At 68.9% G+C, this 20991-nt stretch carries 24 protein-coding genes; 12 read left to right on the top strand and 12 right to left on the bottom strand.

Annotated elements, in window-relative coordinates; translation table 11 throughout:
* Positions 1-49 precede the first annotated feature (49 nt).
* Positions 50-1360 carry a CdaR family transcriptional regulator gene (locus tag A5706_RS11210; protein ID WP_082964308.1) on the top strand — a complete coding sequence of 437 codons (1311 nt, stop codon included), beginning with the start codon at positions 50-52 and terminating at the stop codon, positions 1358-1360.
* 6 nt (positions 1361-1366) lie between these two features.
* Here the strand turns inward: A5706_RS11210 and A5706_RS11205 are convergent, their stop codons facing one another.
* On the bottom strand, positions 1367-1561 hold the full coding sequence (locus A5706_RS11205) for a hypothetical protein (protein WP_068130234.1): 195 nt from the start codon (positions 1559-1561) through the stop codon (positions 1367-1369).
* Positions 1562-1821: 260 nt separating this feature from the next.
* Between A5706_RS11205 and A5706_RS11200 the strand changes: the two genes are divergently transcribed.
* The gene (locus A5706_RS11200; RefSeq protein WP_068130231.1) at positions 1822-2403 is read left to right on the top strand and encodes an HdeD family acid-resistance protein; all 582 of its coding nucleotides are present in this window, start codon (positions 1822-1824) and stop codon (positions 2401-2403) included.
* On the opposite strand, the gene A5706_RS11195 is transcribed toward A5706_RS11200, so the two are convergent.
* Positions 2400-3623 carry a CdaR family transcriptional regulator gene (locus tag A5706_RS11195; RefSeq protein WP_082964307.1) on the bottom strand — a complete coding sequence of 408 codons (1224 nt, stop codon included), beginning with the start codon at positions 3621-3623 and terminating at the stop codon, positions 2400-2402. The genes A5706_RS11200 and A5706_RS11195 overlap by 4 nt on opposite strands.
* A 141-nt stretch (positions 3624-3764) precedes the next feature.
* Between A5706_RS11195 and A5706_RS11190 the strand changes: the two genes are divergently transcribed.
* Genes A5706_RS11190 through A5706_RS11180 form a run of 3 tightly spaced genes read left to right on the top strand, consistent with a single transcriptional unit; the run spans position 3765 to position 7824 of the window.
* Positions 3765-5276, top strand: a complete 1512-nt coding sequence (locus tag A5706_RS11190) for a long-chain fatty acid--CoA ligase (protein WP_068130227.1) — start codon at positions 3765-3767, stop codon at positions 5274-5276.
* Positions 5277-5278: 2 nt separating this feature from the next.
* Positions 5279-6970: an alpha/beta hydrolase gene (locus A5706_RS11185; RefSeq protein ID WP_156767067.1), complete on the top strand. Its 1692-nt coding sequence runs from the start codon at positions 5279-5281 to the stop codon at positions 6968-6970.
* A 26-nt stretch (positions 6971-6996) separates the two neighbouring features.
* Positions 6997-7824, top strand: coding sequence for an alpha/beta fold hydrolase (locus tag A5706_RS11180; RefSeq protein ID WP_068130253.1), 828 nt, complete (start codon positions 6997-6999; stop codon positions 7822-7824).
* A 92-nt stretch (positions 7825-7916) separates the two neighbouring features.
* Here A5706_RS11180 and A5706_RS11175 read toward each other — a convergent pair whose 3' ends face one another.
* Complete coding sequence (locus tag A5706_RS11175) at positions 7917-8402, bottom strand: aminoacyl-tRNA deacylase (RefSeq protein WP_068130225.1); 486 nt, start codon at positions 8400-8402, stop codon at positions 7917-7919.
* 10 nt (positions 8403-8412) lie between these two features.
* Positions 8413-9261 (bottom strand): NAD(P)-dependent oxidoreductase, encoded by an 849-nt coding sequence (locus A5706_RS11170; protein WP_068130221.1) that lies wholly within the window; start codon positions 9259-9261, stop codon positions 8413-8415.
* A 281-nt stretch (positions 9262-9542) separates the two neighbouring features.
* On the opposite strand from A5706_RS11170, the gene A5706_RS11165 reads away from it, so the two are divergent.
* Together A5706_RS11165 and rsrA are read left to right on the top strand one after the other, a co-directional pair.
* Positions 9543-10193, top strand: coding sequence for a sigma-70 family RNA polymerase sigma factor (locus tag A5706_RS11165; RefSeq protein WP_173817447.1), 651 nt, complete (start codon positions 9543-9545; stop codon positions 10191-10193).
* Complete coding sequence (gene rsrA / locus A5706_RS11160; protein ID WP_068130213.1) at positions 10190-10492, top strand: mycothiol system anti-sigma-R factor; 303 nt, start codon at positions 10190-10192, stop codon at positions 10490-10492. The genes A5706_RS11165 and rsrA overlap by 4 nt, the downstream gene beginning before the upstream one ends.
* Positions 10493-10500: 8 nt before the next feature.
* Here the strand turns inward: rsrA and A5706_RS35220 are convergent, their stop codons facing one another.
* Entirely contained in the window at positions 10501-10575 is a 75-nt protein-coding gene (locus A5706_RS35220; RefSeq protein ID WP_003416889.1) for a 50S ribosomal protein bL37, read from the bottom strand.
* Positions 10576-10741: 166 nt separating this feature from the next.
* On the opposite strand from A5706_RS35220, the gene A5706_RS11155 reads away from it, so the two are divergent.
* Both A5706_RS11155 and A5706_RS11150 read left to right on the top strand, forming a co-directional pair.
* Positions 10742-10957 carry a biotin/lipoyl-binding carrier protein gene (locus A5706_RS11155; RefSeq protein WP_068130251.1) on the top strand — a complete coding sequence of 72 codons (216 nt, stop codon included), beginning with the start codon at positions 10742-10744 and terminating at the stop codon, positions 10955-10957.
* Between the two features lie 50 nt (positions 10958-11007).
* Positions 11008-12513, top strand: coding sequence for a sensor histidine kinase (locus A5706_RS11150; protein ID WP_068130210.1), 1506 nt, complete (start codon positions 11008-11010; stop codon positions 12511-12513).
* A 62-nt stretch (positions 12514-12575) separates the two neighbouring features.
* Here the strand turns inward: A5706_RS11150 and whiB1 are convergent, their stop codons facing one another.
* Together whiB1 and A5706_RS11140 are read right to left on the bottom strand one after the other, a co-directional pair.
* Positions 12576-12830, bottom strand: coding sequence for a transcriptional regulator WhiB1 (whiB1, locus tag A5706_RS11145; RefSeq protein WP_066932419.1), 255 nt, complete (start codon positions 12828-12830; stop codon positions 12576-12578).
* 269 nt (positions 12831-13099) lie between these two features.
* On the bottom strand, positions 13100-14065 hold the full coding sequence (locus tag A5706_RS11140) for a diacylglycerol kinase family protein (RefSeq protein WP_068130208.1): 966 nt from the start codon (positions 14063-14065) through the stop codon (positions 13100-13102).
* Between the two features lie 69 nt (positions 14066-14134).
* Here A5706_RS11140 and A5706_RS11135 point away from each other — a divergent pair, with 69 nt between their 5' ends.
* Positions 14135-14566, top strand: a complete 432-nt coding sequence (locus A5706_RS11135) for a hypothetical protein (RefSeq protein WP_068130206.1) — start codon at positions 14135-14137, stop codon at positions 14564-14566.
* On the opposite strand, the gene A5706_RS11130 is transcribed toward A5706_RS11135, so the two are convergent.
* The 3 genes from A5706_RS11130 to A5706_RS11120 are packed head-to-tail and all read right to left on the bottom strand — an operon-like array spanning position 14518 to position 16702.
* The gene (locus A5706_RS11130; RefSeq protein WP_068130201.1) at positions 14518-15000 is read right to left on the bottom strand and encodes a GNAT family N-acetyltransferase; all 483 of its coding nucleotides are present in this window, start codon (positions 14998-15000) and stop codon (positions 14518-14520) included. The two genes, A5706_RS11135 and A5706_RS11130, sit on opposite strands and share 49 nt — an antisense overlap.
* On the bottom strand, positions 14997-16094 hold the full coding sequence (locus A5706_RS11125; protein WP_068130198.1) for an isochorismate synthase MenF: 1098 nt from the start codon (positions 16092-16094) through the stop codon (positions 14997-14999). The genes A5706_RS11130 and A5706_RS11125 overlap by 4 nt, the downstream gene beginning before the upstream one ends.
* Positions 16091-16702 (bottom strand): acid phosphatase, encoded by a 612-nt coding sequence (locus A5706_RS11120; RefSeq protein ID WP_068130195.1) that lies wholly within the window; start codon positions 16700-16702, stop codon positions 16091-16093. The genes A5706_RS11125 and A5706_RS11120 overlap by 4 nt, the downstream gene beginning before the upstream one ends.
* Before the next feature lie 109 nt (positions 16703-16811).
* On the opposite strand from A5706_RS11120, the gene A5706_RS11115 reads away from it, so the two are divergent.
* On the top strand, positions 16812-17612 hold the full coding sequence (locus tag A5706_RS11115; RefSeq protein WP_068130194.1) for a ParA family protein: 801 nt from the start codon (positions 16812-16814) through the stop codon (positions 17610-17612).
* 92 nt (positions 17613-17704) lie between these two features.
* Here A5706_RS11115 and A5706_RS11110 read toward each other — a convergent pair whose 3' ends face one another.
* Positions 17705-18919 carry a hypothetical protein gene (locus A5706_RS11110; RefSeq protein WP_068130191.1) on the bottom strand — a complete coding sequence of 405 codons (1215 nt, stop codon included), beginning with the start codon at positions 18917-18919 and terminating at the stop codon, positions 17705-17707.
* 15 nt (positions 18920-18934) lie between these two features.
* Entirely contained in the window at positions 18935-20452 is a 1518-nt protein-coding gene (locus A5706_RS11105) for a DEAD/DEAH box helicase (RefSeq protein WP_068130188.1), read from the bottom strand.
* Between the two features lie 247 nt (positions 20453-20699).
* On the opposite strand from A5706_RS11105, the gene A5706_RS11100 reads away from it, so the two are divergent.
* On the top strand, positions 20700-20991 hold a 292-nt coding region (locus tag A5706_RS11100), incomplete at its 3' end, for a ferritin-like fold-containing protein (RefSeq protein ID WP_231985177.1).

Raw genomic sequence — 20991 nt, 5'->3', positions numbered from 1 at the left:
CTCGCCGGAGTTATCGCCAGAAGACAACGTCGCGTCTAACGTCATTGAGGTGAAGAAATCGCACGTCGACGCCCCTGACGCCGACGTCGTCGGGGTGAGGGGCTGTGTCGCCGAGGTCGCCGGCCGATTGCACGGGCGGTTGGCCGACGCTACCGCGGAGATCCATCGAGCCCTGGAGAACCAGATCCCGGACCTGCCGCGGGAACCACGGATCATGGAGTTGCTCGGTGCGAGCATCGAGGGAAACGTCGACACGATGTTGCGCGCGTTGCGCTACGACATCGCGGTCGAGCGCGTCGAAGCGCCCACCGCGGCGCTGGAGTATGCCCGCCGGTTGGCGCAGCACGGGGTGCCCGTCAACGCGCTGGTGCGCGCCTACCGGCTCGGCCAGCGCCGGATGAACGAGCTGATCTTCGCCGAGCTGCGCGAGGTCGATATCCCGGACGGGTTGCGGGTTGCGGTCATCGAGGCGATGAGTGCGTCGATGTTCTCCTACATCGACTGGATGTCGCAACAGGTCGTCGCCGTCTACGAGGGCGAACGCGAGCGGTGGCTGGAGAACCAGAACAGTCTGCGCGGGCTGCGGGTGCGTGAGGTTCTGGCAGCCAGCAAGGCCGTCGATGCCGACGCCGCCACCACGGCGATCCGCTATCCGCTGCGCTGGTACCACCTGGGGCTCGTCATGTGGTACCCGGAGCCGGACGGCGCGGGTGACGAACTGGCCAGGCTGCAGCGATTCCTGCGCGACCTGGGCGAAGCCGTCGCCGTCGACGCCGGGCCGCTGCTCGTTGCCGCCGACCAAAGCTGCGCATGGGGGTGGTTGCCCTACCGCGCCGCGCCGATCGACGCCGCCGATGTGGTCGCGAAAATCCGAGGGTTTGCGCTGAGCCGTCCGGACTCGCCGAACGTGGCGATCGGGTCGATGGGAGCCGGTGTCGATGGTTTTCGCCGTTCTCACCGGGACGCGATGGAGGCCCGCGGCGTCGCGGCGGCCGGGCGGCGGTCGGACGGTTCGGCTCCGAAGGTGGTCGCCGCCACCGATCCGGGGCTATCGGTCGTGGCGGGGCTGGGTGGCGACATCGACCGAACACGGGGCTGGGTGGCCACCGTGCTCGGTGACCTCGCGAGCGACAACGACAACGACGCGCGACTGCGCGAGACGCTGCGTGTCTTCCTCGGTTGCGGTTCCAGTTACAAGTTGGCCGCCGAGGCATTGAACATGCACTTCAATTCGGTCAAATACCGGGTGGGACGTGCCGTCGCCCGGCGCGGACGGGAGATCGGCGCCGACCGGCTCGACGTGGAGGTGGCGCTGCTCGCCTGCCACTGGTATGGAAGCGCGGTGCTGCGCCGACCCTGAGGATCGTCAGCCCATGGCGGGAGCGGCGGCGCGACGAGTCACCGCGAGCCGCGGGAGGCCAACCGTCGAGACCGCCGGGAACGGCCGGTAGGTCGGTCGCAGGTCGCGGCAGAAATGGACGGCGTGGACGGCCACCGGAATGAGCACGGGGACAAGGACGCCCGTCAGGTAGCTCGCGATCACCAGCATCGATTCGAACATGATGTGCCTGCGCTTCCCCGCTGAGCGGAATCGAAGATGTTTGCGGTCTGATTCGCGGCAGAACTTACGGCGCCGCGCCGCCGCAGGGATGTCGCGGAGCAACGAACTTGCGACGCATTGTTGTCTTCCGTCGACAATCGGGCGCCGCGGACGATCCGTTATCACAGAGCGCTGCGAGATATTGGCCCCGCCATTGTGCGATACCGAATTGTGTCGCCAAAGACATTTTCTTTACGCAGACGAGGGCGAATCATATTGACATGACGAATACCGATCAGACCGTGTTTGAAGGTCCACTACAGCAGCTTGCCCGCAGTGCGTGGCAGCTGCTCCTGCTCATCGGCGTCGCCGCCGTGGCGCTGGGCGTCATCGTGCTGGTCTGGCCTGGCAAGACACTGCTGGTGGCGGGTGTCCTGTTCGGCATCTACCTGGTGGTGTCCGGAGTCGGATACATGTTTGCTGCATTTGGCACACACGCCGGCGCGGCAATGCGCGTGCTGGCGTTCCTCACCGGCGTCGTGTCGCTGGTGCTGGGATTCTTCTGCTTCCGCGATAAATTCGAGGCGATCTGGCTCTTGGCGCTGTGGATCGGCATTGGCTGGGTTTTCCGGGGGATGACCCTGCTCGTCGCTGCGCTGTCCTTTGATCACATGCCCGGACGCGGCTGGCAGGCGCTCTCCGGTGTGATCCTCGTGATCGGCGGCGGCGTGCTGATCATCTCGCCGATCGATTCGATGGCGGTCCTGACCCTGGTGGCCGGCTGGTGGCTGATAGTCATCGGCATCATGGACGTCATCACGGCGTTCCAAACCCGCAGCCGGGCGAAGGCGTTGACCGGCTAGGGCAGTCGCCGCTCGACCTCGAAGGCCAGGCACAGCTCGGCGAGATCCCTTGGCCGCGAAAGGGATCGGCTCGTCAGCTCCTCGATGCGGCGCAACCGGTGCCGCACCGTGTTGGGGTGGCAGAAGATCTTGGAAGCGGTGTCGTTGGCCGAGCCGCCCGCCTCGACCCAGGCCCGGAACGTGTCGATCAGGATGGCGCGTTCCTCGTCGGGCAGTTCGTCCACGCGCGACAGCACCATCGATTTGATCCTGGCCATCGCTTCGGGCGCGCTGACCGCCGCGACGGCGAGCGGGGTGTCGTCGAAAAGGGAGACCAGCGATTCACCGGAGGGCTTGCCGGTGACCGCGACCCGGGCCAGTCGCAGCGCGTCGCTGGTGTCGGCGAGCTCCTGAAACGCCGGACTGATGCCGACCCGCGCGGTCGCGGCCTGGCGGAGCACCTCGACGAGGGCGTTCAGGCCGTCCGTCGGGTCGGGGCCCCGAAGGTGGACGATGCCCACCTGCAGGTCGGGCAGCAGCCGCCACGCCGACCGGATGTCGCGTGCCGACAGCTTGTTTTCGATCGCCGGCAATCCCAGCTTCCCGATCGCGGGCAGCTCGGCCGCCACGACGACGTAGGGTCCCGACGTGGGTAGTCGCAGCAAATCCGCTGCCTCCCAAAGGCTTTGGCTGTCGGTGATCCGGTGAGCCAGCAGCGCTTCGACCAACGCCGACCGTTCTTCCTCGCGCTCGAGAATCTGCGTGGTGAGCTGCTGGCGGTAGGCGGTGGCCATCGCCTGGGTGAAGGTGTCTTGCGCGAAGAAGATCCGGGCGGTGGCATCGAGGATGGCGTCGGTCGGTATCGCCGCGGCACGGGCGACGGACAGGGTCTCCTCCCACACCGAGCGAAAACCGATACGGTAGGCGGTCATCACCGCGGCCAGCGGCACACCGGCGAGCGCCCTCTCGGTGCCGGTGCGCTCCGCGGGCGACACGTCGACGTCGGTGCCGCCGGTGAGCGAGTCGAAGATGAACGTCACGTTCGCGACGCAGCTCTCGGCCACTTGTTCCTTGGTGACGACGCTGCCGTCGCGGTAGGCCGCGATCTCGTGGCACAGCAGGTCGGCCATCGCCGTTCCCAGCGCCGGGGCGCGGGCCAGCATGAGCCTGCCGAGCTCGACGACGTGTGGGTCCACCGTTGCGCCCGGTCGGACGCTGCGGCTTTTCGATGCCACGGCCATACCGCAAACCTTATGCCCGGGCGGTGGCGAATGTGACCGGTCACAGCCAACCGGCACGGTCGTTGTCTCCGTGAACATTGTCGCCCGGGGCCGCCCGGATCACGATTGAACCACTCAGGAAGCACGTCCCGGAGGCACCCCATGACCGCGTTGAGCGCCAACCTCGTCGCATCAAAAGACCGTCACCCGCAACGGGTGGCGCTGCGTTGCGACGACTTGCGGGTGAGCTACGCCGAATTCGACGCCGCGGCGGCCCGGGTCGCGACGCTGCTCGAGCGCGCGGGAGTTCAGCCGGGCGACCGCGTGGGCGTGATGCTGCCCAACACGCCGGCGTTCGCCGTCGCGTTCTTCGGGATCATGTACCGCGGCGCCGTCGCGGTCCCGATCAACCCGTTGCTCAAGGCCCGCGAGGTCTCCTACTACCTGTCCAACACCGCCGCCAAGGCGTTGTTCGCCACGCCGTCCTTCGCTCAGGAGGCGACCGAGGGAGCGGCCGAGGCCGGGGCGCAGTGCTGGCTCGTCGACGACGCCGGGCTGGCGGAACTGACCGCCGACCTACCCGCGCAGACCTCCCCGGTGCCGCGCGACGACGATGACGTCGCCGTCATCCTGCACACGTCAGGGACCACGGGGAAACCAAAGGGCGCCATGCTGACCCACGGCAACCTTGGCCGCAACGCCGAGGTCAGTGTCCGGACGCTGGTCGAGCTCGGGCCCGACGACGTGGTGATGGGCTGCCTGCCGTTGTTCCACGTCTTCGGGTTGACGTGCGCCCTCAACGGTTCTGTCCTCAGCGGTGCGACGCTGACGCTCATCCCGCGTTTCCACCCGGCGAAGGCCCTCGAGGTGATCGAGCGGGACGCCGTCACGGTGTTCGAAGGCGTGCCGACCATGTATTCGGCGTTGCTCGCCGTGGCGGACGAGGCGGCGCCCCGGGCGACGAGGAGCCTGCGCACCTGCGTCTCGGGTGGCGCGGCGCTGCCCGTGCAGGTCCTCAACGACTTCGAAAAGGCTTTCGGGTGCACGGTTCTCGAGGGGTACGGGCTTTCCGAGAGTTCCCCGGCGGCTGCGTTCAATCATCCGGACCGGCCCCGCAAGGCGGGCTCGATCGGCACCCCGATCGAGGGCGTCGAGATGCGGGTGGTCGGCCCGGACGGCGTCGAGGTCCCGCGGGGGGAGTCAGGCGAAATCCAGATCCGCGGCCACAACGTGATGAAGGGCTACTGGAACCTCCCGGACGCGACCAGGGCCGCGGTCACCGCCGACGGCTGGCTCAACACCGGCGACGTCGGGCGAGTCGACGAGGACGGCTATTTCTACATCGTCGACCGCACCAAGGACATGATCATCCGGGGCGGGTACAACGTCTATCCGCGCGAGATCGAGGAAGTGCTCTACGAACACCCGGCGGTGGCCGAGGCCGCCGTCATCGGCGTCCCGCACGATTCCCTCGGCGAGGACGTCGGGGCCGCGGTCGCGCTCAAGCAGGGCGCGGTGGCGACGCCGGAAGAGTTGCGCGACTACGTCAAAGCCCGGGTGGCCGCGTACAAGTACCCACGCCTGGTGTGGCTCGTGGACGAGCTGCCCAAGGGGCCGACCGGCAAGCTCCTCAAACGCGAAATCACCGCCCCGACAACCGAAAGCACGCGATAGCCATGACCGCTCAAACGACCAAACCCGACGAGCTTGCCGCCCCGCTCGACCTGCTGCTGACCAGCGCCACCAAGCCGTTCGTCAGCCGGATGATGCCCGACGACACCTGGACCCGCTTCGGTGTCAACCTCGCCAAGCAACCCGGCGCGGTCGCCGGCCGGGTCGGCGCGCTCACGCGTGAGCTCGGCGCCATCACGGCGGGCAATTCCGAGCGCGTCCCGGCCCGGGCCGACAAGCGCTTCAGCGACCCCGCCTGGCAGGACAACCCCGTCCTGCACCGGATCATGCAGGCCTACCTCGCGGCGAGCGAGGCCGCCGAGGGGCTGCTCGCCGACGCCCAGCTGGACTGGCGGGACAACGAGAGAATGCGGTTCGTCATCGACAACCTCGTCGAGGGCCTGGCCCCGAGCAACAACCCGCTGATCAGCCCGCTGGGCTGGAAGGCGATGATCGACACCGGCGGGCTCAGCGCGGTCCGCGGGCTGAAAACCTTTGCACGGGACATGCTTTCGAAGCCCAGGGTGCCCGCGATGGTCGAGCCCGACGCATTCGTGGTGGGCGAGACGGTGGCCGTCACGAAGGGGGCGGTCGTGCTGCGGACGTCGATGTTCGAGCTGATCCAATACGCGCCGCAAACGCCGAAGGTCAACGAGATCCCGTTGCTGATGGTGCCGCCGGTGATCAACAAGTTCTACATCATGGACATCGCCCCCGGGCGCAGCATGATCGAGTACTTCGTCCAGCAAGGCCAACAGGTCTTCGCGATTTCGTGGCGCAATCCGCAAAAGCGGCACCGGGATTGGGGCTTCGATGCGTACGGCGCCGCGATCGTCGAGGCGATGGATGCGGTGCAGAAGATCGCCGGGACCGACAGCACCCACCTGCTGGCCACCTGTTCGGGTGGCATCCTGGCGGCGATGACGGCGGCCCACCTCGCCGACATCGGACAGGGCGACCGGATCGCGGGGCTCAACCTGTCGGTCACCGTGCTCGACGAGACCCGGGCCGGTTTCGCGGCCGCCATGATGAGCGACCGCGCGGCCCAGGCGGCGATCCGGGTCTCGCGCCGGAAGGGCTACCTGGACGGGCGCGACATGGCGGAGATGTTCGCCTGGCTGCGGCCCACCGACCTGGTCTGGCGCTACTGGGTGAACAACTATGTGCAGGGCCGCAAGCCGGCGGCGTTCGACGTCTTGTTCTGGAACGCCGACACCACCCGGATGACCGCCGCGTTGCACCGCGACATGATCCTGATGGCGCAGCGCAACGACCTGGTCACCCCGGGCGCGCTCACCATGCTGGGCAGCCCGGTCGACCTCGGGAAAATCACCGCGGACGCGTACGTCGTCGGGGGCATCGCCGACCACATCTGCCCGTGGCAGGCCACCTATCGGAGCGCGCGGTTGCTGGGCAGCAAGGACAACCGCTATGTGCTGTCGACCAGCGGCCACATCGCCGCGTTGGTCAACCCGCCGGGCAACCCCAAGGCGTCGTTTCGAGCCGGTCCCGTCGAGGCCGAAGACCCGCAACAGTGGCTGGAGTCGTCGCAGAAGTCCAGTGACTCCTGGTGGCCAGACTACGCCGGTTGGCTCGCCGAGCGCAGCGGCCCGCAGGTCGACGCCCCGACAGCGCTTGGGGCAGAAGGCCTTCCGCCGCTCGGCCCGGCCCCGGGCGGTTATGTGATGGAGAAGTGAGCAAGCGTGGCGCGCCGCGGAGGCGCCTGCGCGTGGTAACGCCGAGCACGATCGGCGAGGAGCGCTATGTCAGCGCGGGCGGTCAGCGGATCCGGGTGAACGTGCGCGAGGGAACGGGCGTGCCACTGGTGCTGTGCAACGGCATTGGCGCCAGCCTCGAGGTGCTCGATCCGCTGGTCGAACAGCTGCCGATGACCGTGATCAGGTTCGACGTGCCGGGCACCGGGGGATCGCCGACCTCGCCGCTGCCGTATGGGATTCCCTACCTCGCCTGGGTTTTGGGCCGGGTGCTGTCCCAACTCGGCATCAGCGTGGTCGACATCTTCGGGCTGTCCTGGGGCGGTGCCCTGGCGCAGCAGTTCGCCTTCCAGAACCCGCGTCGTTGCCGTCGCATGGTGTTGGTGGCGACCGGCACCGGCGTGCTCATGGTGCCCGCTCGCTTATCGGTGCTGTCCAAAATGATTACCCCGCGCAGGTTTTCGGATCCCGACTACGCCGCTTCGATCGCCGGTGACCTCTACGGCGGTACCGTGCGCGCCCACGGTGAAGACGTGGCGCGCCTGTTCGTGCGGCAGTTGCACGCCGGATCGAAGATGGGCTACCTGCACCAACTGCTCGCCGGGTCGATTTGGACGAGCCTGTTCGCGCTACCCGCCGTGCGGCAGGAGACGCTGATCGTCTCGGGCACCGACGACCCGATAATCCCGGTGGTCAACGCCCACATCCTGCACCGGCTGCTGCCCCATTCCATTCTGTACCTGCATTCGGGCGGTCATATCGACATCGTGCACAACGCGACCGAACTCGCCCCCGTCATCGAGGGATTCCTCAGCGAGGCGGGCGACCGGCCCTAGGCTGCAACACCTTTGGCGCGCGAGCCTAACCTGGCTGCGAAAATTGGCGCGGATTTTCGCAGTGCGGTTAGGCTCGCGGAGCCGGAACGCGCCTAGGCCTGGATGTCCGCGGTGACCGCGCCAGTCAGCCGGATCAGGTCCTGAGGTGCCACCGCGACGTCCCAGCCGCGACGACCGGCGCTGCAGTACACCCGGTCGAAGCCGAGCGCGCCGGCGTCGACGACCGTGGGCAGGCGCTTGCGTTGCCCGAACGGTGATACCGCGCCGACCACGTAGCCCGTGGCCCGTTGGGCGGCACCCGGTTCGGCCATCTCGGCCCTGGCTACTCCCAGCGCCGCGGCCGCGGCCTTGAGCGACAATCTGGACGCCGCGGGAACCATCGCGACGGCCAGCCCATTCGGCACGGCGACGATCAGCGTCTTGTAAATCTGTTCCGGCACCACGCCGGCGCGGCCCAGCGCGTGGACCGCCTCGACGCCGAACGACGATTCCCGCGGATCGTGGTCGAATTTGATGATCTCGTGCGGCACACCGGCTTTGACGAGCGCCGCGATGCCCGGTGTGGCGGCGGCGGCCATTTTGGGTTCCTTAAGGCCCGGTGTACCCCGGCGGGTTGACGCCGTCGACCCAGAAGTCGACGCCGAGCTTGGAGCCGGGAATGCAGTCGTACACCGACAGATCCTTGACGCCGGATTCCACCAGCACGTCCTCGCACAGCAGCATGTTGCCGGTGTACTCGCGGGCGGGCTTGTTGAGGATGACGTAGGCCGCGTCGGAGTACACCTCGGGCTTGCGCGCCCGGCCCATCGCCTCGTCGCCGCCGAGCAGGTTCTGCACTGCGGCCGTGGCCACCAGCGTGCGCGGCCACAGCGTGTTCGAAGCGATGCCCTCGTCGCGCATCTCCTCGGCGATCCCCAGCGCGCACAGCGTCATACCGAACTTGGCCATCATGTAGGCGGTCGGCTTCAACCACTCCTTGCCGAGCAGCACCGGCGGCGACAGCGTCAGGATGTGCGGGTTCTCCCGGCCCTTCATGTGCGCCAGGCAGGCCTGCGAGACGGCGTACGTGCCGCGCACCTGGATGCCGTTCATCAGGTCGAACCGCTTCATCGGGACCTCGGTGATCGAGCCCAGGTTGATCGCCGACGCGTTGTTCACACAGATGTCGATGCCGCCGAACTGCTCGACGGTCTTGGCCACCGCCGCCTCGACCGATTCCGGGTCGCGGACGTCCCCGACGATCGGCAGGGCCTGCCCGCCCGCGTCCTCGAGCTCCTTGGCGGCGGTATATACCGTGCCCGGAAGCTTGGGGTGCGGCTCGGCGGTCTTGGCGATCAGCGCGACGTTGGCGCCGTCCTGCGCGGCCCGTTTGGCGATCGCCAGGCCGATTCCGCGACTGGCGCCGGAGATGAACATGGTCTTGCCGTTCAGGGACATGGCGTCACATTAACGCCACGGGGGAACCGGCCCGATTCCGCCCGGGAAATAGCCGGCTGCTCCATGCTGTTAAAACAGTCGGTTTCTGATGCAGATGCGCAGCCCGGGCGGACACTGTCGGGGGCAGCCTTTAGATTGGGAGGAGCAGTCTGGTGCCAACCGCGACGTGCCTAGTGGGCGCTGCCCAGTGGGACGAGCAGTTGACCCGGTCGCTTGCGAGCTCGGCGGCGTTCTCGGTGCCGGCCGGCGACATCGCTGCAGAAGGGACCGTGTTACTGAAGATGGCCGATACCGACGGCGAGGCGACTCTGGGGGCTGCCGAACCGGCACCGCCGCAGGAGACGGACGAGGAACTCACGGCGCGGTTCGAGCGCGACGCGATTCCGCTGCTGGACCAGCTCTACGGCGGCGCGCTGCGCATGACGCGCAACCCCGCCGACGCGGAGGACCTGCTGCAGGAAACGATGGTGAAGGCCTACGCGGGCTTCCGCTCGTTCCGGGCCGGCACCAACCTCAAGGCCTGGTTGTACCGGATCCTGACCAACACCTACATCAACAGCTACCGCAAGCGGCAGCGCCAGCCGGCCGAGTACCCGACCGAGGAGATCACCGACTGGCAGTTGGCGTCCAATGCCGAGCATTCCTCGACCGGCCTGCGTTCGGCGGAGGTCGAAGCGCTCGAGGCGCTGCCCGACAACGAGATCAAAGAGGCGCTGCAGGCGTTGCCGGAGGAGTTCCGGATGGCCGTCTACTACGCCGACGTCGAGGGTTTCCCGTACAAGGAAATCGCCGAGATCATGGACACGCCGATCGGGACGGTAATGTCTCGGCTGCACCGCGGCAGACGTCAGCTGCGCGGTCTCCTGGCCGACGTGGCCAAGGAGCGCGGATTCAACCGCGGCCAGCATGCGCACGAGGAGGTGCCGTCATGAGCGAGTTCGCCGGCCCCGCCGAGCCGCGCGCCGATGACAGCCATTCCCACGGAGTGGGCTGCGCCGAAGTGATCGCCGAGGTATGGACCCTGCTCGACGGCGAATGCACGCCCGAGGCGAAGGAGCGGCTGCGCCAGCACCTCGAGGCGTGCCCCGGATGCTTCCAGCATTACGGCATCGAGGAGCGGCTCAAGGCGCTGATCGCGGCCAAGTGCACGGGCGAGAAAGCCCCCGAGGGCCTAAAGGAACGCCTCCGGCTGGAAATCCGCCGGACCACCATCATCCGTGGGGTGGAATAGCTACTCCGTCAGGAGTTGGGCCGCTTGCCGTGGTTGGCCTTGCTGTACTTGCGGTCGCGCTTCTTTCGGCCACGCTTGGCCATCTCTTCGAACCTCCGTGATTGGTCGGGCGCCGCGCACCCGTTAGCTTGCCTCACATTGTCTCACGCCCCGCGTGCCGCGGTCCCGACCGGTCCTGTGGTTCGATATACATGAGCTTGATAGACCAGCAGTCGGCATGCGCCAATGGCCAGGATGAGTGGGGTGAAGATGGCGGAGGATGTTCGCGCCGAGATCGTGGCCAGCGTGCTCGAGGTCGTCGTCAGCGAGGGTGATCCGATCGGTAAGGGCGACACCGTGGTGCTGCTGGAGTCGATGAAGATGGAGATCCCGGTCCTGGCCGAAGTCGACGGCACGGTCAGCAAGGTGAGCGTGTCGGTGGGCGACGTCATTCAGGCGGGCGACCTTATCGCCGTCATCAGCTAGCCGTTTGGGCCGTTCGTATCTGCCGCCGGGAATCGACGCGGGGGTGATGGATGTCCACGCTCGGTGATCTGCTCGCCGAACACACGATGCTGCCGGGCAACGCGGTCGACCACCTGCACGCGGTGGTGGGGGAGTGGCAGCTGCTGGCCGATCTGTCGTTCGCCGACTACCTGATGTGGGTTCGCCGCGACGACGGCGTGCTGGTGTGCGTGGCGCAGTGCCGCCCGAACACCGCGCCCACGGTGCTGCTCACCGACGCGGTGGGCAGCGTCGTCCCCGCCGACCGGCTGTCGCTCGTCGCCGAGGCTTTCGACACCGGCGCCGTCGTCGTGCAGGAACACCCTGCAGGCCAACCACATTCGGCGGAGCTGCCCGGCCCGCACGTCGAGGCGTCCCCCGTGCGCTACGGCGGCAACGTGGTCGCGGTGCTGACCCGGCACCAAACCGCGGAAGCCGCCGTCCGCGCGTCCGGCCAGCTGGAGACCGCCTACCAGGAGTGCGCTACGGACCTCATGCACATGCTCGCCGAGGGCACCTTCCCCGACGTCGGCGACGTGGTCATGTCGCGTTCGACCCCCCGCGCCGGCGACGGCTTCATCCGCCTCGACGTCGACGGCGTCGTCGCCTATGCAAGCCCCAACGCGCTGTCGGCGTACCACCGGATGGGGCTGACGGCCGAGCTGGAGGGGCGCAACCTGGTCAAGGTGACGCGGCCGCTGATCTCCGACCCGTTCGAGGCGCAGGAGCTGGCCGAGCACGTGCTCGACCTGCTCGCCGGCGGGCGGAGCATGCGGATGGAGATCGACGCCGGGGGAGCCACGGTGTTGCTGCGGACGCTGCCGCTGGTGGTGCACGGCGCCAGCGCCGGTGCCGCCGTTCTGATCCGCGACATCACCGAGGTCAAGCGCCGCGACCGGGCCCTGATCTCCAAGGACGCCACCATTCGCGAGATCCACCACCGGGTGAAGAACAACCTGCAGACGGTGGCCGCGCTGCTGCGCCTGCAGGCCCGGCGGACCGCCAACGCCGAGGGGCGGGAGGCGCTCATCGAGTCGGTGCGCCGGGTGTCGTCGATCGCCCTGGTCCACGACGCGCTGTCGATGTCGGTGGACGAACAGGTGAACCTCGACGAGGTCATCGACCGGATCCTGCCGATCATGAACGACGTCGCGTCGGTGGACCGGCCCATCCGCATCAACCGTGTCGGCGACCTGGGCGTGCTGGACTCCGACCGCGCGACGGCCCTGATCATGGTGATCACCGAACTCGTCCAGAACGCGATCGAGCACGCCTTCGACCCGGCCGCGCAGGAAGGATCCGTCACCATTCGCGCCGAGCGCTCGGCGCGCTGGCTCGACGTCGTCGTGCACGACGACGGCCGCGGACTGCCCGACGGGTTCAGCCTGGACAACTCCGACAGCCTGGGCCTACAGATCGTGCGGACCCTGGTGTCGGCGGAGCTGGACGGCACGCTGGGGATGCGGCACGCCCCGGCCCGCGGCACCGATGTGGTGTTGCGGGTGCCGATCGGGCGCCGGACAAGGTTGTTGATATAGACGGACGCCTACACAACGGTGCGGCCCCGACAATGTCGGGGCCGCACCGTATGCAGACTGCGTCAGACTCCGCTGCGTGCCTTCGTCCGGGCGTTGCGACGCTTGAGTGCGCGCCGCTCATCTTCGCTCATGCCCCCCCAGACGCCCGAGTCCTGGCCGGTGTTCAGGGCCCACGACAGGCATTCCGTGGTCACCTGGCACCGATTGCAGACCAGTTTCGCGTCAGCGATCTGCGCGAGCGCCGGGCCGCTGTTCCCTACCGGGAAGAACAGCTCCGGGTCCTCGTCACGACAGACCGCCTTGTGGCGCCAATCCATAAGTTGTTACTCCTCACTGAGTGCGCAGCAAGGCGCACGGTCTTTTTCTTCGGCTGTTAAAGCGTGCACAAGAAAAGGGTCCGCGCCCCTACGTGAATTCCTGCATGCAACCTTTCGATCGTTTCACAGGCTCTACAGATGTCAATAGTCGTGCGTAGCTCGTGGGCTATCTCACTTCACAGACTTCTTATTCGAGCCCTTAGTCCGTTGTACTACACTGCCGGGCGATTTCCCCTGTGATTTTCGTCCGATTGGCTGGTTTTCGCAGCTCAGAGGTGGTTTTTTCGAGGCGGTGCGACCACCGGCAGCGCATCCGGGACCGTCCTGAATGTCATGGTTTGGCGCAGTCCGAGGTAATCCCCGTCGAACTGGCTCGCCACCGGGCCGCCGGTCGAGGTCACCCGCAGGCAGGTGGCGTTGTCGTCGCGGATGAGCTGTTTCGGTTCGCCCTTCGGCCCGCTGCCCAACAGCTGGCTGACCAGCCGCAACGTGGGGAACACCTTCATCTCGGTGAGCGCGAACACCCCGAGGCCCGACTCGAAGCTGCAGCCGGGGTTGGTCACCAGCGGGCGGCTGTTGCTATAGGTCCACGGGCTGGTGTTGGACACCCACGCGAAGTGCACGCCGGTGACGGGTTCGCGGCCGGCCAGCTCCACCGTCAGGATCGGCTCGCGACGACGGAAAGCCAAGGTGACGGGTATCGCCACGCGCCAGTAGCGCAACGGGGTGACCTTGACGCCCTTGTTGCGCTGCCTTTCCACCGCGGCCACCACCTCCGCGTCGACGCCCATCCCGGCGTTGACCACGGCCCACCGCTCGCCGCAGTCGATCAGGCTGATGCGGCGCCACGTCTGGTGACGGCGGTAGTCGTCGAGCAGCTGGATGAGCTGGTTGGTCGCGGCGACCGGATCGGGCGAAATGCCCAGCGAGCGGGCCAGCACGTTCGCCGACCCGCCGGGCACCACCGCGAGGGCGGGCACGTGCCCCGAGGCTGCGGTGCCGGGGCGCCCCAGCAGGCCGTTCACCACGCCGCTCACCGTGCCGTCGCCGCCGTGCACGACGACCAGGTCGACCCCGTCCTCGACCGCCTTGTGCGCGAGTTCGGTGCCGTGACCCCGGTGGCTGGTGTGTTCGACGGTCAGCTGCAGGCGGCTCTTGAGCGCGTGCGCGAGAAGGTCGCGACCGGCTGCAGTGGTGGACGTGGCTGTGGGATTCACGATCAGCACGGCGCGCATGATCCACGAGCTTAGGCGGGGCCGTTATGGCCGCGCTGTGCGGCAAGCAGCCCTGACTACGCTGGCGCTGTGAACCCGCGCGCCCCGTCGACCGTCCGCGCGGCGGGTGTGATCGTCGCGGTGCAGGGCGTGGCGGCGCTGCTCGTGGCGGCGGTGCTGGTGGTGCGGGGGATCGCGGGGGCCGACCAACGCGTGGTCAACGGGCTGGGCACGGCGGTGTGGTTCCTCCTCGTCGGCGCCGTGGTGCTTGCCGCGGGGCGCGCGCTGGTGCTCGGCAAGCGCTGGGGCCGTGGGGTGGGCGTTTTCACGCAACTGTTGTTGCTTCCGGTGGCGTGGTACCTCGCTGTCGGCTCGCACCGCCCGGCCTTCGGCATTCCGCTGGGCGTCGTGGCGCTGAGCGTGTTGGTCTTGCTCTTCACTCCGGCGGCCGTGCGCTGGGCCGCCGGCCGTGATCAGGGCCGCCCCGCCAGCTCGGCCAACGGCGGGCCGGACACCCGGTAGGTGGTCCACTCGCGCTGCGGCACGGCGCCCACGCCGTCGTACAGCGCGATGGCGTCGACGTTCCAGTTCAGCACCGCCCACGACAACCGGGTGTAGCCGTTGTCGAGGCATTCGCGGGCCAGCGCCGACAGGAGCTTGCGGGCCAGGCCGCGGCGGCGAAAACCGGGCCGCACGAACAGGTCTTCGAGGTAGATGCCCGCCACCCCGTCCCAGGTGGAGAAGCTCACGAACCACAACGCCATCGCGGCGAGCTCGCCGTCGACCTCGGCGACGTGCCCGTGCGCGACGGGTGAATTGCCGAAAAGCGCTGTCGAAATTTGCGTTTCGGTTACGGTGCATTGCTCGGGGGCACGTTCGAATTCGGCGAGCCCGTGAATCATGTCGGTAATATCGCCGGCGTCCGCCGGGATGGCGCGGCGGATGTTTTCCGTCATTGCCCGGCTCCCAGCGCGTTCAAAATGGTGGCGAATTTGGTTGTGGTTTCGGCGACTTCATCGTCGGGATCGGATTCGGCGACGATGCCCCCGCCGGCGCGCGCGAGCGCGGTGCGGCGGTCGGCCGACAGTTGCGCGCAGCGCAGCGACACCACCCAGGAGCCGTCGCCCGCCGCGTCGCACCAGCCCACCGCGCCGGCGTAGAAGCCGCGGTCGCCCTCCAGCTCGGCGATGAGCTCGGTCGCGGCCTTCGTCGGAACGCCGCCGACCGCCGGGGTGGGATGCAGTGCCAGCGCCAGATCGATTGCGGTGGTTGACTCCTCGCGCAGACGTCCGCTGATCGGGGTGCACAGGTGCCAGACCGCGGCGGTGCGGCTCAGCCGGGGTTCGGCGGCGATGACGAGCTTGTCGCACAGCGGTTCCAGCGCCGCCCGCATGGTGTCGATCACCAGCCGATGTTCGTGACGGTCCTTGGCGGAGCCCGCGAGCGCGGCCCCGTTGGCCGCGTCGGCTTCGGGGTCGGCGGCCCGCGGGGCCGAACCGGCGAACGGCTGGCACACCACGCGATCGCCGGTGCGCGCGACCAAAAGTTCGGGGCTCGCGCCCACCAGGGCGACGCCCGTGTAGTCGTCGCCGGCGGCGGTCAGGTCGACGAGGTAGCCGTAGGCGGCCGGGTCGGCGGCGACCAGCCGGCGCAGGATCACGCGGGCATCCAGCGGCGCGTCGGCGACCAGTTGCAGGGCGCGGGCCAGCACCACCTTGTGCAGCGGGTTGTCTTCTGCCGCCAGCTCCTCGCGGGCGCGCATGATCCGGTCGCGGTAGTCGGCCGGCGGCGGCACCGCGGCGGCGACGCGCACCGGCGGCAGCGGGCCCGCCGGCCAGTCGGGCGGTCCGTCGGTGGAGCGCACGGCGCCCGGCACCAGCAGGGCCGCGGGCCGGCTCATGTCGAATGGCAACGCGCCCAACACTATTGGGGCGGATCCGGAGCGCAGCGCCTCCTGGGCAGCAGCGGCGTCGCTGTAGCTGGCGCGCACCCCGTCGGCGACCAGCGTCCCCTGGGGCCCGCACAGCGCGAACGGCGGTTCGGCGCTCACCCGGGTGCGATCGCCTGTGGCTGGCCGGTCAGCCCGAGCGCCATGAGCTGTCGCACGCCGTGCTCGAACCCGCACACGGCGATCGACCCGGCGAGCATCCAGAACCGGCTGCCCTCGACGAGCGGCAGCTCCACCCAGCGCGTGATCACCGAGCGGGAGAAGTGGCTGTGGCCGACGAACACCACGTCACGCGTGCCCATGTGCCCCAACGCAAATTCCACGGCCTTGTCCGCGCGGTCGCTGACCTGCGCCACGCTCTCGCCGCCTGGGCATCCGTGCGTCCACACCAGCCAGTCGGGGTCGAGTTCCCGGATCTGCGGGGTCGTCAGCCCCTCGTAGTCGCCGTAGTCCCACTCGGCGAGCATTGGGGACACCTCATCGACGGTGAGGCCCGCCAACTTGGCGGTGGTGAGCGCGCGGATGCGGGGGCTGCTGACCACGAGCGGGTCGGCGAGGTTCAGTTCGCTGAGAACGCGGCCGGCCAGCTCGGCCTGGACCCGGCCGTGATCGGTGAGCTCGAGGTCGGTGCGGCTCGTGTGCTGGCCGGATTTGGACCACGGGGTCTCGCCGTGGCGGAGCAGCACCAGCCGGTGGTTGTAGATGCCCATGCCGACCGATTCTGCCGGACGACATCCCAGGCCGTTGCTTAGAGCACATGGCGACCGAACATGCCAGGATGGGCACTGTGACCGTGGCAACAAGGAGGGGCGGGCGCTCGTGAGCAAGACCCGGGTATTGGCGGTGGCCAACCAGAAGGGCGGGGTCGCCAAGACGACCACGGTCGCCTCGATTGGGGCGGCGATGGCGGACGAGGGCCAGCGGGTGCTGCTCGTGGACCTGGATCCGCAGGGTTGCCTGACCTTCTCGCTCGGCCAGGACCCTGACAAGCTGCCGGTGTCGGTGCACGAGGTCCTGCTCGGTGAGGTCGAGCCGAATGCCGCGCTGGTGACCACGATGGAGGGGATGACGCTGCTGCCGGCCAACATTGACCTCGCGGGCGCCGAGGCGATGCTGCTGATGCGGGCCGGCCGCGAATACGCGCTCAAGCGCGCGCTGGCCAAGCTCGCCGACCAGTTCGACGTAGTCATCGTCGACTGCCCGCCGTCGCTGGGCGTGCTTACCCTCAACGGGCTGACGGCGGCCGACGAGGTCATCGTGCCGCTGCAGTGCGAGACGCTCGCCCACCGCGGCGTCGGCCAATTCCTGCGCACGGTCGCCGACGTCCAGCAGATCACCAACCCGGATCTGCGACTGCTGGGCGCCTTGCCGACGCTGTACGACTCCCGTACCACCCACACCCGCGACGTGTTGGTCGACGTCGCCGACCGCTACGAAATGCCGGTGCTCGCCCCGCCGATCCCGCGCACGGTGCGGTTCGCCGAGGCGAGCGCCTCGGGGTCGTCGGTGATGGCGGGGCGCAAGAACAAGGGCGCGGTGGCCTACGCCGAGTTGGCGAAGGCGTTGCTCAAGCACTGGAAGACGGGCAAGCCGCTGCCGACGTTCGCCGTCGAGATTTGACAGCTTGAGTGTGAACTGACGGCTTTCCGTGTGAGCTGACGGCGCCGCCGCTCGGCGTGTCGCCGCCCAGGATTCACACGCAACGGCCGGGCTCAGCCCAGCGCCACCACGGTGTCGCCGCGCTGCTCGAACACCCGCGACCCGGATGCGGCCGGAACCACCGCGGCGGCGCTGGGCGCCCGGTTCACCGGGATATAGCGCTCGTTCGCGCCGGTTAGCGGGTCGTAGACGCCGATCGCCCCGGTGACCGGCACCAGCAGCCGGCCGGCCATCATGACGCCCGGGCCCAGCGGCGCGGTCGTCTCGCCCGCGGCGATCGTGTAGCGCAGGGTCAGGTTGCTCGCCTCGAACACCATGAGCGAATCGCCGGTCCACCAGGTGACCAGGTTGCCCGTCTGCGACACCGCCGCCGATTTCGTCGGAGGCTTGGCCAGCAGCGTGCTCGCCACGGTCGTGCCGGTGTCGTCGACGACCTCGACCCTGGGCTGCGGGGACGGCAGGTACACCGCGGTGTTGTTCTCCCAGACGGTCAGCACCCGGGCGCCCGAATTCGCCCCGATCCCGGGCTCTGCCACGACGTGTTGCTGGGGTTCGTCGTCTTCCTTGCCGGGGCGCAATAGGACCAGCCGCAGGTCGGCCTGCTGGGCGCAGCTCTCCAGCACCGACACCGCCGACGAGCTGGCCGCCGCCGAGATCAGCCGGCACCCCGAGTGCAGCCCGCGCGCCGACGGTTTCACCCGGGCGTCGGTCTCGCCGTAGGCCAGCATTCGGACCATGTCGGAGCGCCACAGCTCGAGCCGGGTGTCGCCGGTCGACAACACGGTGGTGCCGTCGGAGGAAAGGCGCACGCTCGGGTCGGCGTAGCCGCTGCGCGCGGCGCCGCGTCGGCCCGTGGCGCCGTCGAGCGTGCTGACCTGCCCGCAGCCGCGGTCGTCCTTATAGACGGCGACGGCGTAGTGGTAGACCCAGGACAGCCCGCACAGGTCCGTGTCGCGCGCGTAGCTCCAGCGGGACTGACCCGTGCCCGGGTCGCGCCCGTCGACCTGGCGGCCGCCGGCGGTGGCGATCGTGCCGCTGACCACGACGGGCGCGGTGGTGCCGGGGCTTCGCGCGGTCCACAGCTGCTTCAGGGTGGCCGGGACTTCGCGGGCGGGCGTCGGGGCCGGCGCCGGGGTGGCGGCGGGGCGGCTGACGGTGGCCCGTGCGTCGCTGGTCCACCAGATCAGCGCCGCCACCAGGGCGACGACGATCGCGATCGCCGCCGCGGCCACCATGTCGCCCTTCGTGCGGCGCTCCGGTTTGACCATGCGGCGGCGCGGGCCTCAGTTGGCTGCGGCGGCTGCGGTGCTTGGGTTATCGGCGGGCTTGCGGCGCCGGCGGCGACGCCGGCTGCTGCCCGAGTTACCGGCGGGCGCGCCGGGCGGCGTCTCCGCGGGGGCCTCGCCGTTCGTGGCGGCGGGGTGCGCGGTGACGGGCTGGCCGCCACGGGTGCGCCGTCGCCGGGCGCCGGAGCGCGGGCGGCCGGACTTCTCCGCCTTCTCCGAAGCCGGGCGGCCCTCGCGTTCGGTGTCGCGGCGCTTGACCGGTGACTTGCGCGGCGAGCCCACCGTGCCGCCCGCCTCGGTGGGGATGCCCAGCTCGTCGTACAGGTGCGGCGAGCTGGAGTAGGTCTCGGCGGGGTCGGGGGTTTCCAGGCCCAGCGCCTTGTCGATCATCGTCCAGCGGGGCAGCTCGTCCCAGTCCACCAGGGTGACGGCGACGCCGGTCTTGCCGGCGCGCCCGGTGCGGCCGATCCGGTGCACGTAGGCCTGCTCGTCCTCGGGGATCTGGTAGTTGATCACGTGGGTGACGTCGTCGATGTCGATGCCGCGGGCGGCCACGTCGGTGGCGACGAGCACGTCGATGTCACCGGTGCGGAATGCCTTGAGCGCCTTCTCCCGGGCGATCTGGCCTAGGTCGCCGTGGACGGCGCCGACCTTGAAGCCCCGCTCGGCCAGTTCGTCGGCGACCTTCTGGGCGGTGCGCTTGGTCCGGGTGAAGATCATCGTCGCGCCGCGGCTCTCGGCCTGCAGCACGCGGCTGACCAGCTCCACCTTGTCCAGCGCGTGGGCCCGGTAGACGAACTGCTCGGTGGTGTCGTGCGTGGCCGCCGAGTGCGGCGCCTCCGCGCGGATGTGGGTGGGCTGGTTCATGAACGTGCGGGCCAGCGTGATGATCGGGCCCGGCATGGTCGCCGAGAAGAGCATCGACTGCCGGTCTTCGGGGATTTGCCGCAGGATGCGCTCGATGTCGGGCAGGAAGCCCAGGTCGAGCATCTCGTCGGCCTCGTCGAGCACCAACATGGACAGCCCGCCCAGCTGCAGGTGGCCCTGCTGAGCCAGGTCGAGCAGCCGGCCGGGGGTGCCGACCACGACGTCGGCGCCGGTCTGCAGCGCCTCGATTTGCGGCTCGTAGGCGCGTCCCCCGTAGATCGACACCACGGAGAGCCGGCGGTCGTCGTCCGCGGTCAGGTATTTGGCGGCGGCCGCCAGGTCCTCGGTCACCTGCAGGCAGAGCTCGCGGGTGGGCACGACGACCAGCGCGCGGGGTGTGCCGTTGAGTGGCCGGACGCCGGCGCCGGCGGTGATGCGCTGCAGCAGCGGCACGCCGAACGCGAGGGTCTTGCCCATGCCGGTGCGGGCCTGGCCGATCACGTCGTCGCCGGCGAGGGCCAGCGGCAGGGTCAGTTCTTGGATGGCAAACGGGCTCTCGATGCCCTTCTCCGACAGTGCGCGGACGATTTCGTCGCGGACGCCGAGTTTGGCAAAGGTGAGTTCAGTTGTGCTGGTGGGTGCGGTCATACGCGGATGAAAGCCTTTCGGTGACGTTATTCGCCTGTTGTGTCGGTGTTCTCTGTCGCGGTCACGCGCGCACGAGTTCCGACTACGAATACGTCGCCGAGTCGCGGCCCGAGGATCCTGGGCCAGCTGTGCACGCACATTTCGCAGATACTGGCGGCGGTAAAAATTCAGCCAATACCTCCGTCCATGATAGCTGGTCGAAAGCTGGCGCCCATTTGGTGCTAAACCCGCCGACTAGAGTGTTGCCATGACCCCGCCCCTTTCCGGGCCCTCCGGAGCCGACCTGCAAGCCGATCAGGTGGACGATCCCCCCGCCTCCCGGCTGTCGGCGGATCACCCTGGCGTCAACGAGTTGTTCGCGGTGCTGGCCTACGGCGAGGTCGCCGCGTTCTACCGGCTCACCGACGAGGCGCGGATGGCGCCAGACCTGCGGGGACGGATCTCGATGGCGAGCATGGCCGCCGCCGAGATGCAGCACTACGAGCTGCTGCGCGACGCGCTGGAACGCCGCGGGGTCGACGTGGTGTCGGCGATGGCGA

Origin of the sequence: Mycobacterium sp. E796, from assembly GCF_001672815.1 — a bacterium.
In the GTDB taxonomy this organism is placed as follows: domain Bacteria; phylum Actinomycetota; class Actinomycetes; order Mycobacteriales; family Mycobacteriaceae; genus Mycobacterium.
This window is presented reverse-complemented; position numbering and strand designations above follow the sequence as displayed.

What these genes read in the sequence shown, in the direction of transcription:
- A5706_RS11205 (WP_068130234.1), bottom strand. Translation starts at nt 1,561, where the DNA reads ATGTTCGAATCGATGCTGGTGATCGCGAGCTACCTGACGGGCGTCCTT.
- A5706_RS11200 (WP_068130231.1), top strand. Translation starts at nt 1,822, where the DNA reads ATGACGAATACCGATCAGACCGTGTTTGAAGGTCCACTACAGCAGCTT.
- A5706_RS11195 (WP_082964307.1), bottom strand. Translation starts at nt 3,623, where the DNA reads ATGGCCGTGGCATCGAAAAGCCGCAGCGTCCGACCGGGCGCAACGGTG.
- A5706_RS11190 (WP_068130227.1), top strand. Translation starts at nt 3,765, where the DNA reads ATGACCGCGTTGAGCGCCAACCTCGTCGCATCAAAAGACCGTCACCCG.
- A5706_RS11185 (WP_156767067.1), top strand. Translation starts at nt 5,279, where the DNA reads ATGACCGCTCAAACGACCAAACCCGACGAGCTTGCCGCCCCGCTCGAC.
- A5706_RS11175 (WP_068130225.1), bottom strand. Translation starts at nt 8,402, where the DNA reads ATGGCCGCCGCCGCCACACCGGGCATCGCGGCGCTCGTCAAAGCCGGT.
- A5706_RS11170 (WP_068130221.1), bottom strand. Translation starts at nt 9,261, where the DNA reads ATGTCCCTGAACGGCAAGACCATGTTCATCTCCGGCGCCAGTCGCGGA.
- A5706_RS11165 (WP_173817447.1), top strand. Translation starts at nt 9,543, where the DNA reads ATGGCCGATACCGACGGCGAGGCGACTCTGGGGGCTGCCGAACCGGCA.
- rsrA (WP_068130213.1), top strand. Translation starts at nt 10,190, where the DNA reads ATGAGCGAGTTCGCCGGCCCCGCCGAGCCGCGCGCCGATGACAGCCAT.
- A5706_RS11155 (WP_068130251.1), top strand. Translation starts at nt 10,742, where the DNA reads ATGGCGGAGGATGTTCGCGCCGAGATCGTGGCCAGCGTGCTCGAGGTC.
- A5706_RS11150 (WP_068130210.1), top strand. Translation starts at nt 11,008, where the DNA reads ATGTCCACGCTCGGTGATCTGCTCGCCGAACACACGATGCTGCCGGGC.
- whiB1 (WP_066932419.1), bottom strand. Translation starts at nt 12,830, where the DNA reads ATGGATTGGCGCCACAAGGCGGTCTGTCGTGACGAGGACCCGGAGCTG.
- A5706_RS11140 (WP_068130208.1), bottom strand. Translation starts at nt 14,065, where the DNA reads ATGCGCGCCGTGCTGATCGTGAATCCCACAGCCACGTCCACCACTGCA.
- A5706_RS11130 (WP_068130201.1), bottom strand. Translation starts at nt 15,000, where the DNA reads ATGACGGAAAACATCCGCCGCGCCATCCCGGCGGACGCCGGCGATATT.
- A5706_RS11120 (WP_068130195.1), bottom strand. Translation starts at nt 16,702, where the DNA reads ATGGGCATCTACAACCACCGGCTGGTGCTGCTCCGCCACGGCGAGACC.
- A5706_RS11110 (WP_068130191.1), bottom strand. Translation starts at nt 18,919, where the DNA reads ATGGTCAAACCGGAGCGCCGCACGAAGGGCGACATGGTGGCCGCGGCG.
- A5706_RS11105 (WP_068130188.1), bottom strand. Translation starts at nt 20,452, where the DNA reads ATGACCGCACCCACCAGCACAACTGAACTCACCTTTGCCAAACTCGGC.